At 72.3% G+C, this 15588-nt stretch carries 14 protein-coding genes; 8 read left to right on the top strand and 6 right to left on the bottom strand.

The genetic code is table 11. From position 1 onward, the window contains the following. The first annotated feature begins 9 nt into the window (after positions 1–9). Complete coding sequence (locus L2K70_RS09000; RefSeq protein WP_236401446.1) at positions 10–810, top strand: alpha/beta hydrolase; 801 nt, start codon at positions 10–12, stop codon at positions 808–810. A 4-nt stretch (positions 811–814) separates the two neighbouring features. On the opposite strand, the gene L2K70_RS08995 is transcribed toward L2K70_RS09000, so the two are convergent. Continuing rightward, complete coding sequence (locus L2K70_RS08995; RefSeq protein WP_236401444.1) at positions 815–1249, bottom strand: PaaI family thioesterase; 435 nt, start codon at positions 1247–1249, stop codon at positions 815–817. 67 nt (positions 1250–1316) lie between these two features. On the opposite strand from L2K70_RS08995, the gene helR reads away from it, so the two are divergent. Then, positions 1317–3494 carry an RNA polymerase recycling motor ATPase HelR gene (gene helR, locus L2K70_RS08990; protein ID WP_236401562.1) on the top strand — a complete coding sequence of 726 codons (2178 nt, stop codon included), beginning with the start codon at positions 1317–1319 and terminating at the stop codon, positions 3492–3494. A gap of 42 nt (positions 3495–3536) precedes the next feature. Here helR and mmuM read toward each other — a convergent pair whose 3' ends face one another. After that, positions 3537–4442 (bottom strand): homocysteine S-methyltransferase, encoded by a 906-nt coding sequence (gene mmuM / locus L2K70_RS08985; RefSeq protein ID WP_236401442.1) that lies wholly within the window; start codon positions 4440–4442, stop codon positions 3537–3539. Positions 4443–4504: 62 nt separating this feature from the next. On the opposite strand from mmuM, the gene L2K70_RS08980 reads away from it, so the two are divergent. Continuing rightward, complete coding sequence (locus L2K70_RS08980; protein WP_236401441.1) at positions 4505–5296, top strand: Fpg/Nei family DNA glycosylase; 792 nt, start codon at positions 4505–4507, stop codon at positions 5294–5296. An 11-nt stretch (positions 5297–5307) separates the two neighbouring features. On the opposite strand, the gene L2K70_RS08975 is transcribed toward L2K70_RS08980, so the two are convergent. Then, a complete protein-coding gene (locus L2K70_RS08975; protein WP_236401440.1) occupies positions 5308–7671 on the bottom strand; it encodes an ATP-binding cassette domain-containing protein in 2364 nt (787 codons plus the stop codon). 164 nt (positions 7672–7835) lie between these two features. On the opposite strand from L2K70_RS08975, the gene L2K70_RS08970 reads away from it, so the two are divergent. Genes L2K70_RS08970 through L2K70_RS08960 form a run of 3 tightly spaced genes read left to right on the top strand, consistent with a single transcriptional unit; the run spans position 7836 to position 9772 of the window. Further along, positions 7836–8315, top strand: a complete 480-nt coding sequence (locus L2K70_RS08970) for a pyridoxamine 5'-phosphate oxidase family protein (RefSeq protein ID WP_236401439.1) — start codon at positions 7836–7838, stop codon at positions 8313–8315. 9 nt (positions 8316–8324) lie between these two features. Continuing rightward, positions 8325–9128, top strand: coding sequence for an SRPBCC family protein (locus tag L2K70_RS08965; RefSeq protein WP_236401437.1), 804 nt, complete (start codon positions 8325–8327; stop codon positions 9126–9128). Between the two features lie 23 nt (positions 9129–9151). Beyond that, positions 9152–9772 (top strand): CG0192-related protein, encoded by a 621-nt coding sequence (locus L2K70_RS08960; protein WP_236401436.1) that lies wholly within the window; start codon positions 9152–9154, stop codon positions 9770–9772. On the opposite strand, the gene L2K70_RS08955 is transcribed toward L2K70_RS08960, so the two are convergent. Then, on the bottom strand, positions 9759–10865 hold the full coding sequence (locus tag L2K70_RS08955) for a DNA glycosylase AlkZ-like family protein (protein WP_236401434.1): 1107 nt from the start codon (positions 10863–10865) through the stop codon (positions 9759–9761). The genes L2K70_RS08960 and L2K70_RS08955 overlap by 14 nt on opposite strands. 122 nt (positions 10866–10987) lie before the next feature. Between L2K70_RS08955 and L2K70_RS08950 the strand changes: the two genes are divergently transcribed. Further along, positions 10988–11218, top strand: a complete 231-nt coding sequence (locus tag L2K70_RS08950) for a hypothetical protein (RefSeq protein WP_236401432.1) — start codon at positions 10988–10990, stop codon at positions 11216–11218. On the opposite strand, the gene L2K70_RS08945 is transcribed toward L2K70_RS08950, so the two are convergent. Both L2K70_RS08945 and L2K70_RS08940 read right to left on the bottom strand, forming a co-directional pair. After that, positions 11219–13009, bottom strand: coding sequence for an alkaline phosphatase D family protein (locus tag L2K70_RS08945; protein ID WP_236401430.1), 1791 nt, complete (start codon positions 13007–13009; stop codon positions 11219–11221). Beyond that, on the bottom strand, positions 13006–14022 hold the full coding sequence (locus L2K70_RS08940; RefSeq protein ID WP_236401427.1) for a zinc-dependent alcohol dehydrogenase family protein: 1017 nt from the start codon (positions 14020–14022) through the stop codon (positions 13006–13008). The genes L2K70_RS08945 and L2K70_RS08940 overlap by 4 nt, the downstream gene beginning before the upstream one ends. A gap of 88 nt (positions 14023–14110) precedes the next feature. Between L2K70_RS08940 and L2K70_RS08935 the strand changes: the two genes are divergently transcribed. Then, positions 14111–15529 (top strand): SGNH/GDSL hydrolase family protein, encoded by a 1419-nt coding sequence (locus L2K70_RS08935; protein WP_236401426.1) that lies wholly within the window; start codon positions 14111–14113, stop codon positions 15527–15529. Positions 15530–15588 lie beyond the last annotated feature (59 nt).

Here is a 15588-nt window from a genome sequence, read left to right as displayed (position 1 = left end):
GTTCGACGCATGGGTCACCGCGTGCCGTACACGTCGCTCCCGATCGACCAGACGGAGGTGACGTACGAGCACGGCCCGGACTCCGGGACCCTCTCGCCGGTCCCTCGCGGACGCACGACGCAGCTGTCGATCACCGGCTCGCGGGCCTTCCCGGGCACCACGAGGAGCCTGTGGGTGCACGCGCCCGCAGCCGCGCCGACCGGTCCGCTGCCGGTGGTCGTCTTCCAGGACGGCGCCGGCTTCCTCGACCCCGACGACGAGATGCGCGCCGCGGTCGTGCTCGACAACCTCGTCGCGGCCGCCGTGATCCCGCCGGTGGTCGGCGTCTTCGTGGACCCCGGGAACCGCAACGCGGAGTACGACGCTCCGGACGCGACGTACGCCGACTTCCTGGTCGACGAGGTGCTGCCGGTCGTCGGCGAGCTGGTCCCGGTCAGCGACCGACCCGAGGACCGCGCGATCTGCGGCTTCAGCAGCGGTGGCAGCGCGGCGTTCACGGCCGCCTGGCAGCGACCCGACGCCTTCGGCAAGGTCATCGGGCTCTCCTCCAGCTTTCCGCAGGTCGCCGCCGACTACCCGCGTCTCGTCGCGTCCGAGCCGGTCCGCCCGATCCGGGTGCTCCTCCAGGTCGGCCACCGCGACCTCGGCTGGGACGAGGTCGACGACAACTGGGTGGCGGCCAACCTCGAGCTCGGGGCCGCGCTGCTGCGGCGGGGCTACGACGTACGACTCGTCGTCGGGGACGGCGCCCACGACGGCAACCACGGTGGTGTCGTGCTGCCCGACGCGCTCCGCTGGCTCTGGCGCTGACGCGTCAGCCGAGGCGGCGCAGCTGGTAGGTGCCGACCGTGGACGCGACCACCTCGCCCCGGGCGTCGGTGAGCGTGGCCTCGAGGACGAACTCGCCCTTGCCGGTCGAGAGCGCGTCCTCGCGGACCCGGGCGACGTCGTCGTCGGACAGCGACGCCTCGGCCCGTACGACGCCCAGCGCGGGCCGCCGGAACCGGATGGTCGACTCCTTGACCAGCGGCACGAAGCCGGCGAGCTCGCCCTCGAGGTCGAAGGTCGCCAGGCACAGCACTCCCCCGAGCATCTCGGCGACGCTGAAGAGGGAGCCGGCGTAGGTGACGCCGAAGTGGTTCACGTTGGGCTCGGGCGGGAGCTCGGCGACCGCTCGGCCGGGGACGACCTCGACGAGGCGGATGCCCATGGCGGCGAGGATCGGCACCGACCCCAGCGCTGCCTCCACTCTCAACGTATAGGCCATCGGGGGGCTTGCCGCAAGGCCCCGTGGGCCCCTCACACTGCACGGCGTGATGCCGCTCCAGCCCGTCCAGGACACCCATCCCTTCGACCTCCCCGACGCCCTCGCCCACAAGCTCGACCCCGCCCTGATCGACACCGACCGCGCCCACTTCGCTGCGATCGCGACCAGCCTCGAGGAGGCGATCGGGGACCTCGAGCAGTCCCTCGCCGAGACCAGGAAGGGCACCGCCCGATACGGAACGGCAGCCCTGGAGCGCGACCAGGAGGTCCACCGGCTGACCGCCCGCCTCCGCGCGCTGCGGCGCCACGACCTCGACCTCTGCCTCGGCCGGATCGTCCTCGAGGGCGTGCCGGAGCCGACGTACATCGGCCGCTTCGGCCTCGCCGACCGGGACGGCCGGCGGCTGCTGCTCGACTGGCGCTCGCCCGCAGCCGAGCCGTTCTTCGCCGCCACCCACGCCCGCCCGCACGGCCTGGTCAGCCGACGCCGCTACCGCTGGGCGGGTGGCCGCATCGTCGACTTCTGGGACGAGGCGTTCACCGAGGAGGGCCTCACCCACACCGCCGCGCTCGACGACCAGTCCGCCTTCATCGCGACGCTCGGCGGCACCCGCACCGCGCGGATGCGCGACGTCCTCGGCACCATCCAGGCCGACCAGGACGCGATCATCCGGGCGGGCTCGCGCGGCGCGCTCGTGGTCGACGGCGGGCCCGGCACCGGCAAGACGGTGGTCGCCCTGCACCGCACCGCCTACCTGCTGTACGCCGACCCGCGGCTCGGCCACCGGCGCGGCGGGGTGCTGTTCGTCGGGCCCCACCAGCCCTACCTGGCGTACGTCGGCGACGTGCTGCCGAGCCTCGGCGAGGAGGGCGTGCAGACCTGCACGATCGGCGATCTCGTGCCCGAGGTGGCCGTCAGCATGGAGGACGAGCGCACTGCGGCGCTCAAGGCCGACCTGCGGATGGTCGCGGCGATCGAGCCGGCGGTGGCCCTCTACGAGGAGCCGCCCACCGAGCCGCTGCTGGTCGAGACGCCATGGGCGGACGTCGAGATCACCGCCGCCGAGTGGGCCGAGGCCTTCCGCTCCGCGGACCCCGGCACGCCCCACAACCTGGCACGGGACGAGGTCTGGGACGAGGTCGTGACGATCCTTGTCGACAAGCTCGACTCCGACGAGCTGCCCGCGGAGGACTTCAGGGTCGTTCTCGAGCGGCACCGCGAGCTGCGCGACACCTTCGACCGTGCGTGGCCGCTGATCGAGCACACCGACCTCGTCGGCGACCTGTGGACCGTCCCCGCGTACCTCCGCCACTGCGCCCCCTGGCTCGAGCCCGACGAGGTGCAGGCGCTGCGCAGGTCCGACCCCGGAGCGTGGACGGACGCCGACCTGCCGCTGCTCGACGCCGCACGGCTGCGGCTCGGTGATCCCGAGGCGTCCCGGCGCCGTCGTCGTACCCTCGCGGCAGAGGCTCGCGAGCGGGCCCGCATGGCCGACGTCATCGACGACCTGCGGACGACCGCCCGCGAGTCCGGCGCCGACGAGTTCGGCGACGGACTGGTGTCGATGCTCGTGCACGACGACCTCCGGTCTGCGCTGGTCGACGATGCCGCGCTGCCGTCGGCCGACGTCGACCTGCTCGCGGGGCCGTTCGCCCACGTCGTCGTCGACGAGGCGCAGGAGCTCACCGACGCCGAGTGGCAGATGCTGCTGCGTCGTTGCCCCGCGCACAGCCTGACGATCGTCGGCGACCGCGCCCAGGCCCGGCACGGCTTCACCGAGTCGTGGACCCAGCGGCTCGACCGCATCGGCCTCCCGGGTGCGACGGTCGCGCCGCTCACGGTGAACTACCGCACGCCTGCCGAGGTGATGGCCGCGGCCGAGCCCGTCATCCGTGCGGTCCTGCCGGAGGCCAACGTTCCGACCTCGATCCGCGAGAGCGGCATTCCCGTGCGCCACTCCCCCGCCTCCGAGCGGGACGCGATCATCGAGGGCTGGCTCGCCGAGCACCCGGAGGGCACGGCGGTCGTCATCGGCGATCCGTCGTACGACGACGGCCAGCACGGCGCCCGCGTCCGCTCGCTCACGCCGACACTGGCGAAGGGCCTCGAGTTCGACCTCGTCGTGCTGGTCGGCCCCCAGCGGTTCGGCGACGGGATCACCGGCGCGGTCGACCGCTACGTCGCCATGACGCGTGCCACGCGGCAGCTCGTCGTGCTGACGTCATGAGATCTCCGGGTTCGCACCCCGGGCCCTCATGACGTCCCGCGCTCAGGCGCGGAGGGTGGCGCGCAGGGCGGTGATGTCCTCGGGGCCGACGCGGCAGCACCCGCCGACCAGGCGCGCGCCGGCGAGGACCCAGGCAGAGACGTCGTCGGCGTGGAAGGCCGACTCGCCCTCCCACTCGCGCGCGTCGGCGTTCCAGGCCTGCCCTGAGTTCGGGTAGACGACGGCGGTCCCGAATGCCGCCCCCGCAGTCGGTACGGCGTCGCGGGCGTCCAGCGGCGTCGTGCAGTTGATCCCGACGGCGATGACCTCGGCGACGTCCGCGGCCATCGCGAACGCCTCCGACAGGTGCTCGCCCTGACGGGTGCGACCGTCGGCGGCCGTCAGCGACAGCCACGCCGGGACCCCGGTGCCGTCGAGCTCGGCAAGCACCGCCTCCACCTCGGCCAGGCACGGGATCGTCTCGAACGCGAGGACGTCGGCCCCCTCCCCCACCGTCGACGCCAGGACGTCGAGGCGCGGGCGGTGGAACGCGCGGAGCCCCGCGACGTCGAGGTCGTAGTCGCCGCGGTACTCCGAGCCGTCTGCCAGCACGGCGCCGTACGGTCCCACCGACGCGGCCACCCAGCCGTCCGGCGAGACCGCGTCGCGGGCTGCGGCCGCCAGCGCCACGCTGCGCCGCAGCAGCAGCTCGACCTCGTCGCGGTCCACCCCGGCGGCGCCGAAGCCCTCGAAGGACACCTGGTAGGACGCCGTCGTGGCCACTTCGGCGCCGGCCTCGAAGAACTCGCGGTGCGCCCGCTCGACCGCCGCCGGGTCGTCGCGCAGCAGCCGGGCCGACCAGAGGTCGGACGCCAGGTCGTGGCCGTGCCGCTCGAGCAGGGTGGCGAGCCCGCCGTCGAGGACGACGGGGCGGTCGGCGATGGCGCTCTTCAGGTCGGTGCGGGTCACGGGACGAGTCTGGCACCCGAGGGGTGTGCCCGGCGCTTGGTCTCGTCGGCGACGATCGCCGCGTGCCAGAGGGACACACCATCCACCGCCTCGCTCGCCGTCACGCGCGGCTGCTGGTGGGCCAGCACGTGTCGGCCGACAGCCCGCAGGGCAGGTTCGAGGACGGCGCCCGGCTGATCGACGGCCGCGTCCTCGGCGCGACCGACGCGTGGGGCAAGCACCTCTTCCACCGGTACGACGACCTCTGGCTGCACGTCCACCTCGGGCTCTACGGCAAGTTCCGCGACGGCCTGCTCCCGGCTCCCGAGCCCCGGGGCGCCCTCCGGCTGCGGCTGGTCGGCGACGGCCACTGGTTCGAGCTGCGCGGGCCGACCGCGTGCGAGGTGCTCACGACTGCGGAGCGGAAGGTCCTGCTCGCCCGGCTCGGACCGGACCCGTTGCGGCGGCGACCCGACGTCGACGCGTTCGTCACCCGGGTGATGCGCAGCCGCGCCCCGATCGCCACCCTGCTGATGGACCAGTCGGTCGTCGCCGGCGTCGGCAACGTCTACCGCGCCGAGGTGCTGTTCCGGCACCGCCTCGATCCCTACCGTCCCGGTCGCGACCACGACGCCACGGTCCTGCACGCCCTGTGGGACGACCTCGTCGTGCTCCTGCGAGCGGGAGTCCGTGCCGGGCGGATCATCACGACGCATGCGGAGGACCGCGAACGACCCGCCGGGCGTCCGCGTCGCGTCGATGCCCACTACGTCTACGGACGGGCCGGGCTGCCCTGCCGGGTCTGCGGCACGCCGGTGCTCGACGCGCTGATCGCCGCGCGCCGGCTCTACTGGTGCCCGGTCTGCCAGGCCTGACGCCCGTCGCGTCAGCGACCGACGTACGCCGCCAGGTGCTTGCCGGTGAGCGTCGGCCGCTTTGCCGCCACCATGTCGGCCGGCGGTCCCTCGAAGACGATCGTGCCGCCGTCGTGGCCGGCGCCCGGGCCGATGTCGATGATCCAGTCGGCGTGCGCCATCACGGCCTGGTGGTGCTCGATGACGATGACCGACTTGCCGGAGTCGACCAGCCGGTCGAGCAGGCCGAGGAGGTTCTCGACGTCCGCGAGGTGCAGGCCGGTGGTGGGCTCGTCGAGGATGTAGACGTCGCCCTTCTCCCCCATCTGGGTGGCGAGCTTGAGCCGCTGCCGCTCGCCGCCGGACAGCGTCGTGAGGGGTTGGCCGAGCGAGAGGTAGCCCAGGCCGACGTCGGCGAGCCGTTCGAGGATCTTCGTGGCGGCCGGGATCTTCGCCTCGCCGTCGCCGAACAGCTCGAGCGCCTCGACCACCGACATCTCGTGGACCTCGGCGATGTCCTTGCCGCCGAGGGTGTGCTCGAGCACCTCGGCCTTGAACCGGCGGCCCTCGCACTCCTCGCACGGTGACTCGACGGTCGCCATCGGCCCCAGCTCGGTGAAGATCACGCCCGCACCGTTGCAGGTCGGGCACGCGCCCTCGGAGTTGGAGCTGAAGAGCGCCGGCTTGACGCCGTTGGCCTTGGCGAAGGCCTTGCGGATCGGCTCGAGCAGACCGGTGTAGGTCGCGGGGTTGCTGCGCCGCGACCCCTTGATCGCGCCCTGGTCGATCACGACCACCTCGTCGCGGCCGGCGAGCGAGCCGTGGATCAACGAGCTCTTGCCCGACCCGGCGACGCCGGTGACGACGGTGAGCAGGCCGAGCGGCACGTCGACGTCGACGTCCTTGAGGTTGTGGGTGCTCGCGCCACGCACCTCGAGGTGACCGGTCGCTGTGCGCACGGCGTCCTTGAGCGACGCGCGGTCGTCGAGGTGCGCGCCGGTGATCGTGCCGCTGCGACGCAGTCCGTCGACGTCGCCCTCGAAGCAGATCGAGCCGCCGGCGGACCCCGCGGCGGGACCGATGTCGACGACGTGGTCGGCGATCGCGATCGTCTCGGGCTTGTGCTCGACCACGAGCACGGTGTTGCCCTTGTCGCGCAGCTGGAGGAGCAGGTTGTTCATCCGCTCGATGTCGTGCGGGTGGAGGCCGATCGTGGGCTCGTCGAAGACGTAGGTCACGTCGGTCAGCGACGAGCCGAGGTGGCGGATCATCTTGGTGCGCTGCGCCTCGCCACCCGAGAGGGTGCCGGCAGGCCGGTCGAGCGAGAGGTAGCCCAGGCCGATCTCGGAGAAGGAGTCGAGCAGGTGCTGCAGGCCCTTGAGCAGCGGCGCGACGGACGGCTCCTCGAGGTCGCGGACCCACTCGGCGAGGTCGCTGATCTGCATCTCGCACAGGTCGGCGATCGACTTCCCGTCGATCTTCGACCTCCGCGCCTCGGGCGTCAGGCGAGTGCCGTCGCAGTCCGGGCACGTCTGGAAGGTCACCGCACGCTCGACGAAGCGTCGTACGTGCGGCTGCATCGCCTCCGGGTCCTTGGACAGCATCGACTTCTGGATCCGGGGGATGACGCCCTCGAAGGTGAGGTTCACTCCCTCGACCTTGAGCTTGGTCGGCTCGGCCCACAGCATCGTCTCGAGCTGCTTCTTGGTGAACGACCCGATGGGCTTGTCCATCGGCAGGCCCATGCCCTCGAACAGCCGGCCGTACCACCCGTCCATCGAGTAGCCCGGCACCGTCAGGGCGCCCTCGTTCAGCGACTTCTCGTCGTCGTACAGCGCCGTCAGGTCGATGTCGTTGACCTTGCCCATGCCCTCGCAGCGCGGGCACATGCCGCCGAGGTAGACCTCCTGCTTGGCGATGCGGCGCTCGGTGCGCCCGCCCTTCTCGGTGGTCATCATCCCGCTGGCCTTGCGGGTCGGGACGTTGAAGGAGTACGCCGTCGGCGGGCCGACGTACGGGTCGCCGAGACGGCTGAAGAGGATCCGCAGCATGGCGTTGGCGTCGGTCGCGGTGCCCACGGTCGAGCGCGGGTTGGCGCCCATCCGCTCCTGGTCGACGATGATCGCGGTCGTCAGGCCTTCGAGGTGGTCGACGTCGGGCCGCGCCAGCGACGGCATGAAGCCCTGCACGAATGCGCTGTAGGTCTCGTTGATCATCCGCTGCGACTCCGCGGCGATCGTCGCGAACACCAGCGAGCTCTTGCCCGACCCGGAGACGCCGGTGAAGACCGTCAGCCGTCGCTTCGGCAGGTCGACCGAGACGTTCTTGAGGTTGTTCTCGCGGGCCCCCTCGACCCGGATGAGCGCGTGGTCGTCGGCTGGGTGTGTGGTGGTCATGCTCGTACGTCTCCCCTGTGCTGTGGCGACTGTCCCGCCCCTCGCGGTGGCCCGTCGCATCCTGCCAGTACGACGTACGGCGAGGCGCGGACGTGACATGGGGTGAGGGGGGCCCGCCCGCAGGGATGGGGTGGAAGGTTTGTCCACCGTGCCAAGGTCGAGGCATGACGACTGACGACGACCGAGGGACCGTTGCCGAGATCATGAAGGAGACCCGCATCGCCGTGCTGACCTACGTGTCGATCGAGGGCTCGCTGGTCTCCACGCCGATGGGCATGCAGGACTTCGAGGACCCGGCGACCACGTGGTTCATCACCGAGCGCAGCAGCGACAAGGTGCGCGCGATCGAGGCGGACCCGCGGGTCAACGTCTCGTACTCCAGCAAGGCCGGCTGGGTCTCGCTCTCCGGCACTGCGCACGTCAGCGACGACCGTGCCAAGCTCCAGGAGCTGTGGGACGCCTCCGCCGGGGCGTTCATGTCCGGTGGCCCCGAGGACCCCGACAACGTCCTGCTGCGCATCGAGGGCGACACGGCCGAGTACTGGGAGAACCCGGGCAAGGTCGCGGCGGCCGTACAGATGGCGAAGGGCCTGGTCACCGACAGCGAGCTCGACCTCGGCGACAACGACACCGTCCAGCTCTAGGCTCGGGACGTGCTCGTCGAAGCCCGCGGGATCGCCTCCGCCGATGACGCGTGGCTGCGGTTCACCACGCCGGCCACCTGGCACGTCTGGGCGCCGCTGATCCGGTCGGTCGAGGCGTCCGCCGACGAGATCGCGGTCGGCACGACCGGTCGCGTGCACGGCCCTCCCGGCGTGGCCGTCGACTTCGAGGTGACCGCCGTCGACCCGGTCGAGCGCACGTGGTCCTGGCGCGCGGGCCGCGGTCCGGCCGCGGTCACCATGGACCACCACGTCGTACCCGCTGCCGGGGGCGGCAGCCGCGCCTTCCTGCGGGTGCCCGGACGCTCCGCTCCCCTGCTCCAGCCCTACCGGGTCCCAGCCGCCGCGGCGCTCCGCGGCCTGGTGCGCGACCGCAGCGGGCTCGCAGCCGAGGAGGAACCGGTCCAGGTCTTCGACTTCGCGTTCGCCCGGTCCTACGCGATCGCGGGCCGCCCGTTCGGCATCACGCCGAGGTCGACCTCGGTCGAGCTCGGCCCGACGTGGCTCTACGTCCGCTACGGGCCGTGGCGCCTGCTGACCCCGCGCAGCAACATCGCCTCCGCCGAGGTGACGGGCGACTTCTCCTTCGTCAAGACGGCCGGCCCGCCACACCTGTCGTTCAGCGACCGCGGGGTGTCGTTCACCAGCAACGGCGACCGCGCGCTCTGCCTGCGCTTCCACGAGCCGGTGCCGGCCATCGACCCGACCGCGACGATCACCCACCCCGGCGCGACGCTCTCGGTGGCCGACCCCGACGGCCTCGCCGCCGCGCTCGCGATCGCATACGACGTCTAGCCGCCACGCCCTAGGCTCCGGACATGGGAATCGTGCACCGCGCGACGCTGTCGCCGACCAAGCAGGAGATCGTCGAGGGCTGGCTGCCGAGCCGGGCGTGGGCTCGGGGGCGCACGATCGCGGAGAAGGTCGCCGAGTACCGCCTCGACGACCCCGCGGGTGAGGTCGGCGTCGAGACGATCCTGTGGCGCCTCGACGACGGTGCCGTGGTCCAGACGCCGCTGACGTATCGCGCCGAGCCGCTCGCCGGCGCGGAGGACCACCTGATCACCACCACGCAGCACTCGGTGCTCGGCGAGCGCTGGGTCTACGACGGCTGCGGGGACCCGGTCTGGGCGTCCACGCTCGCCACGGCGATCGTGACCGGTGGCCGGCAGTCGCAGATGTTCTTCGAGGACGACGACGGCAACCGCGTCGACATCCCCGCCCGGATGGAGGTGCGTGGGAGCGGCACCGACGCCGAGGGGCGCACCGTCAGCAGCATCGACGACGTGACCGACGACGGCGACACCACCGTCGTCCGGGCCGGCGACCTCGTCGTCGTGGTCGCCCGCGTGGTGGGTACGACGCTGGGCGAGGGCCCCCACCTCAGCGGGACCCTCGGTGACGGCGAGGAGACGCTCGCCGTGCTCAGGACGACCTGACGACCTCGAGGCCGAGCCACTCCCCCAGCGCGGCCAGCTCGGCGTCCACCCGGCGGCGACGGGCGGCGGACCACTCGCCGTCCTCGTGCACCGCGTCGACGATCAGCATGCCGCCCTCGCGATCAGCGGTCGCGTCGACCTTCCCGACCAGCTCGTCCCCGTCGAGGACCGGCATCGCCCAGTAGCCCCACTGGCGCTTCGCCGCCGGCTTGTACATCTCCAGCTGGTAGTCGAAGCCGAAGACGTCCTCCATCCGCTTGCGGTCGAACACCAGGCGGTCGAGCGGGGACAGGATCGCCGTACGTCCCTCGAAGTAGTCGTCGAGGTAGGCAGGATCGACCCGCCACGCCCCGCGCACGCCCTCGATCCGCGCCCCCTCGCCCACTCCCCGGACGTCGTGCTTCTCCTCGTAGTCCTCGAGCGCGCGCGGCCGCGCGATCCCCGCAGCCCTCAGGCGACGCCTCGCCAGCTCGAGGTGCGCCTCGGCGATCGGCACCGGTGGGTCACCGGGGTGGATCCGCTCGGCCAGGTCCCACCGCCGCTCGCGCCCCTCGCGCGAGGCGACCGCGACCTCCCCGCGCGCCTCCATGCACTCGAGGAGCTTCATCACGTTCTTGTCGTTGGTCCACCCCGTGGAGCGCCACGGCACCTCGCACGTGTCGGGGATGTCCCGTGCCGCGGTCGGACCCTCGGCGCGCAGCAGCGCCAGCACGTCGCGGCGGCACCCGTCGTTGGCGGCCACCCAGTCGCGCAGGTCCTCCTGCCACTCCTTGAGCGGGGGCTCGCCCGGCCACGCGGCCATGTCGCCGGCGAACAGCGCGACGTCCTCGCTGGGCCGCAGGACACCCCTGATCTCGACGAGCGCCCCGTCGCCGATGAGCTCCTCGAGGTCCTCCGCGTCGTACCGGCTGCCCAGGCGCGTCCACAGCGCCAGGTGAGCGTGCTCGGCGACCACGCGGGTCAGGTCCACCTGGAGGAACCCGAGGTGCCGTACGACGTCGAGGGCGTCGGTCGGTCGCTCCGCGTCGAGCAGCTGCGCGCGTAGGGCGATGCGGCGAGCCTGTCGTGGCGTGAGCTCGTGCACGACAGCCATGGCCCGATCCTAGGTGTCGGTCCCGACAGGCTGCGGCGATCGGGCCATCCGGCCCGTGACCCGAACGGGTCATTGGCTCACGAAATCGGGTAGATCTCGTCAATCCGGCCAAGCGTCCCGTCATGCGGTGGCACCGTCGACGTCACATCACCGAACGGGCCGAGAGCCGGCCCGACGAGCGGGCTAGTGGGGGCATCACCATGTGGGACACCGTCGAGACCAACACCGGTCGGGGGTCGGTGCACCTGTCGCACGACCTGCCGTGCTCGGAGTGCGGGCACGCGCGGCACACCTACCTGCCGTGCTCCGACACGTGCGCGTGCACGCACGACCGGGCGCTCAGCGCCGTCTGATCAGGGCTTCCTGAACCGGCGCGTGGCCTTCGAGACCACGCCCTCCTTCGGCGGCGGGTTGCCGTCGTCGTCCAGCGCGTAGTGCGCCACCTTCGCCAGCCGCGGCCGGTCGTGGTCGCCGCCCACCACCTTGCCGGTGACCCACCACATCCGCAGGCTCGGCCCCTTCAGCTGCAGGCACGCGAGGTTGTTGTCGAACCACGGCCCCTCGGCGTAGTGCCAGGTCAGCGGCGCGTCGGGCACCCGGGTCGACCTCGACGCCAGCCGCCCGATCGGACCAGCGACGCCGTACGACAGCACCGCGGTCGCGAAGCGCATGTTGCGCGAGAGCGGGTTGCGGATCGGTGAGCAGACGGCCTGCAGGATCGTGGAGCTGAGCGGCTTGTCGCGGTGCTCGCGCCGCGCGTGGCGGGTCGGTCGCGCCTCGCTGACGTAGCTGTGGTGCACGTCGCCGGACAGGAACGTCACCGTCGACGGCGCCGGGCCGCGCTCCCCCGCGGCGACCTCCATCACCTGGTGGGCGACCTCCTGGAAGCTCTTCTGGAACGCGCCCCAGTGCTCGAGGTCGACGGCCTGGCGCACCTTCTCGCCGAACCGGCCGCCGCGCTCGCCCCAGGCGCCGTCGGCGAGGGCCTCGCTGAAGGCCTCGAGGTGGTGCAGCCCGCGGGCGAGCAGGAACGGCAGCGACGTGCCGACCAGCAGGTGGTCGACCCCGCCGCGCAGCTGCTCGTCCAGCCACGCCGCCTCGTCACGGTCCAGCAGGGCGCGCGAGTCGGGCTCGAGCTCGCGGGCGGCCCGCGAGTCGACGACCACCAGGCGCGCCTGGGTGTCGAAGTCGCGGGTGTAGCTCCAGCGGTACGTCGTCGGGTGCTGGTCGACGCGGTCGGCGAACGCGTCGAGCACCTCGCCCAGGTCGTGCTCGTCATCACCGGCGTGGGCGCGCACCTGCGCCCAGATCTCGTCCTGGGCGCGCTCGGCGGGCGACAGGTTCCCGAGGTGCTGGTAGACCCAGTAGGACGCGAGACCGGCCACGATGCGCCCGTGCCACCACGACGTGGCCTCCATCTGTCGACGCCACTCCTGCGAGGTGTTCCAGTCGTCGCGGATGTCGTGGTCGTCGAAGATCATCGACGTCGGAACGGTGGACAGGAGCCAGCGATTGGCCGGGTCCGACCACGCGAGCGCGTAGAGGTGGGCGTACTCCTCGTAGTCCTGCAGCTCCTTCCACGGCGGCTGCTCGATGTCGCGCCGCGACTCGATGAAGGCTTGCATCGCCTCGGTCGTCTCGTCGGCGTAGACCTGGTCGCCCAGGAGCAGCATCAGGTCGGGCACCCGCGACGGGTCGAGGTCGTCGTCGTCCGCGTCCACCGGCTCGACCTGCCCCGCGAGCTCCAGCGCCCAGGCCCGCATCGCGTCGACACCGTGGGTCCGATTGCCCTTCTCGTCGTGCGACACCGACGTGCGGCACGACCCGAACGCCATCCGGAGCGGGCGCCCCGGTTCGAGCGTCGCGATCACCGGAGCGGGGAACGGCGAGGCGACCTGCGGCCAGACCGTGTGCCCGTCCACGCTGACCGTGTAGGCCTCGGTGCTGCCCGGCTCGAGACCGTCGAGCTCGACGAGCGCGTAGTGGTGGCCGTGCACGGCGAATGTCGGCGCGCTCCACTGCCCGGTGCCGCGGGTGACGCTGACGGTCGCCCGGTCGCTCGTCTCGACCCACACCGCGGCCGAGGTGTCGTCGACGTACCGCAGGAGCGGACCGAGGACGAGCAGGTCGTCGGTCGCGCTCACGGCTGCAGCAGTACCTTGATCGCGCGCCGCTCGTCCATCGCCCGGTAGCCCTCGGCGGACTCCGACATCGGCAGCGTCAGGTCGAAGACCTTGCCCGGGTCGATGGCACCGGTCAGGACGCGGTCGAGGAGGTCGGGGAGGTAGCGGCGCACGGGCGCCATGCCGCCGGCGAGGCCGACGTTCTGGGAGAACATCGTGCGGATCGGGAGCTCGACACCGTGCGGCACGCCCACGAAGCCGACGGTCGAGCCCGGCCGCGCGATGGCGAAGGCGGTCTTCATCGCCCCGTCCGTGCCGACGCACTCGAGCACGGCGTCCGCGCCCACACCGTCGGTCAGGTCCTTGATCCGCGCCTCGCCCTCCTCGCCGCGCTCGGCCACGATGTCGGTGGCGCCGAAGGCCCGTGCGATCTCCTGGCGCGGCTCGTGGCGCGACATCGCGATCACGCGCTCGGCGCCGAGCTGGGCAGCGGCGAGCACACCGCTCAGTCCGACCGCGCCGTCGCCGACGACGACGGCGGTGTCGCCCTTCTTCACCCCGGCGGCGACCGCCGCGTGCCAGCCGGTCGCCATCACGTCGGTGAGGGCCAGCAGCGAGGGGATGTGGTGCTCGTCGGGCATGCCGTCGGTCGCGACCAGGCTTCCGTCGGCCTGCGTGACCCGGGCGTACTCGCCCTGACCGCTCTGCGTGATCCCGACGTTGACGCACGCCGACTGCATCCCGGCCGCGCAGTGCGCGCAGGTGTTGTCGCAGTGGCAGAACGGCACGATGACGAAGTCGCCGACCTTGGTCCGCGAGACGGCCGAGCCGACCTCCTCCACGACGCCGATGCACTCGTGGCCGATCGTGCTGCCGGCCTTGATGGGGTTCTCGCCCCGGTAGGGCCACAGGTCGGACCCGCAGATGCAGCCCGCGACGACCTTGATGATCGCGTCGGTCGGCTCCTCGATCGTGGGGTCGGGGACCTCCTCGAAACGGATGTCACCGGGGGCGTGGATGGTCGTTGCTCGCATGGTCGCGATCCTGCCACGTTGAGCACAACCGGCGAACCCACGCCTTCGGGATCGTGACGGAGCGGTTGCCGAGTCGTTGATTGTCGATGTGACCCACCTCTCCGCCCGATTCGTTTCTCGAGCTCTCGTCGCGCTCGTCCTGGCCGCCACCGCGCTGTCGGTCCCCTCGGCCCAGGCAGCGCCCGCCGCGCCCGCCCAGACCCTCGACGTGCTGGTCGTAGGCGACTCCTACTCCGCCGGCAACGGCGCGACCGGCGCGACCTACGGGCCGGCCGACTGCTACCGCAACCGGACGAGCTGGGCGGAGCGGTACGCCAAGGGCCTGCGTGACCAGGGGCTCACGGTCAACCTTGCCAACCACGCCTGCAGCGGTGGTCGTACGCCGGACGTGCACACGCCGCGCGTGATGGACACCCAGTCCGGCCGGGTGGCACCCGCGCCGGCGGGCGTCACCACCACCGCACAGGCCGACGCCCACCTCCGCGCGAGCGACCCGTGCAACACCAAGGAGTTCCCGGCCGAGGAGTTCTGGACCTACCAGGCGACCGCCGTGGTCCCCGGCGTCGCGATCACCTACGACTGCACCCGCAACCTGAAGCCCCAGGCCGACTTCGTCACCCCCGACACCGACCTGGTCGTCTTCACCATGGGCGGCAACGACGCCGGCTTCACCTCGATCGTCCAGAGCTGCTTCGTCGTCGCCACGCGCACCGCCTCGGCGTGCAGGACGGCCGTCGAGACCGCCCGCTCGCGGGTGCCGGCGATCAAGCAGGGACTGCTGGACGACGTGGCCGCGCTGCGGGCCCGTGGCCTGCGCGAGGACGCCAGGATCGTCCAGCTGGGTTACCCGTGGCTCCAGCTCGACAACGGCTTCACCCTCACCGACCCGTCGGGCACCTACCCCGCGGGTGATGCCGTGCGCAGCCTCATCACCGATGCCACCGCCGAGCTCGCCACTGTCCCGGCTGCGGCCAACGTCGGTCACCCGGGCCAGATGGTCTTCGTCGGCGGGGTGACCCAGAAGTTCTCCGGCCACGAGCCCGACGCGGGCCTCACCAACCCCCAGACCTGGATCAACGAGGCGTTCAGCGGCCCCGACATCAGCCTCTGGTACCACCCCAACGACCTCGGCCAGGCGGCCTACGCCGAGCTGCTCCTCGCCGGCGGAAGCTACGGAGCGGGCGCGGGACCCACGACCTCGCCCGCAGCCGTCACCGCGAAGCTCCGGGTGCGCGCGCCGCGCCGCCCGGTCGCCCGGGACAGGGCGGTCGTGCTGCGCGTCCGCGTCGTCCGGTCCAACGGCACACGGCCCGCGGGTCGACTCGTCGTACGGCGTGCCGGTCACCGCACGGTGCTCGAGGCCAAGCGCGTGCGGCCGTCCGCCGACGGCAGGACCCGGGTCAGGGTGCGCGGGCTCCGGGTCGGCCGGACCCGCCTCGTTGTGACGTACCGTGACCGGGTCGCCCCGAGCGTGACGCAGCGCGTGACGGTCCGCGTCCGGCGATGACCGGGCGGTGACGGGACACACGCCGACGGGCTGGGTGGCTTTATCTCATATCTGAGATA

The sequence above is a fragment of the Nocardioides potassii genome (assembly GCF_021648885.1).
In the GTDB taxonomy this organism is placed as follows: Bacteria; Actinomycetota; Actinomycetes; order Propionibacteriales; family Nocardioidaceae; genus Nocardioides; species Nocardioides potassii.
Note: the sequence above shows the minus strand (reverse complement) of the source record. Positions and strands in the feature narration are given on the sequence as shown.

Bases quoted from the DNA above. Each gene is read 5' to 3' on its own strand.
- L2K70_RS09000 (WP_236401446.1), top strand. From the start codon at position 10: ATGGGTCACCGCGTGCCGTACACGTCGCTCCCGATCGACCAGACGGAG.
- helR (WP_236401562.1), top strand. From the start codon at position 1,317: ATGCCGCTCCAGCCCGTCCAGGACACCCATCCCTTCGACCTCCCCGAC.
- L2K70_RS08975 (WP_236401440.1), bottom strand. From the start codon at position 7,671: ATGACCACCACACACCCAGCCGACGACCACGCGCTCATCCGGGTCGAG.
- L2K70_RS08970 (WP_236401439.1), top strand. From the start codon at position 7,836: ATGACGACTGACGACGACCGAGGGACCGTTGCCGAGATCATGAAGGAG.
- L2K70_RS08960 (WP_236401436.1), top strand. From the start codon at position 9,152: ATGGGAATCGTGCACCGCGCGACGCTGTCGCCGACCAAGCAGGAGATC.
- L2K70_RS08955 (WP_236401434.1), bottom strand. From the start codon at position 10,865: ATGGCTGTCGTGCACGAGCTCACGCCACGACAGGCTCGCCGCATCGCC.
- L2K70_RS08950 (WP_236401432.1), top strand. From the start codon at position 10,988: ATGCGGTGGCACCGTCGACGTCACATCACCGAACGGGCCGAGAGCCGG.
- L2K70_RS08940 (WP_236401427.1), bottom strand. From the start codon at position 14,022: ATGCGAGCAACGACCATCCACGCCCCCGGTGACATCCGTTTCGAGGAG.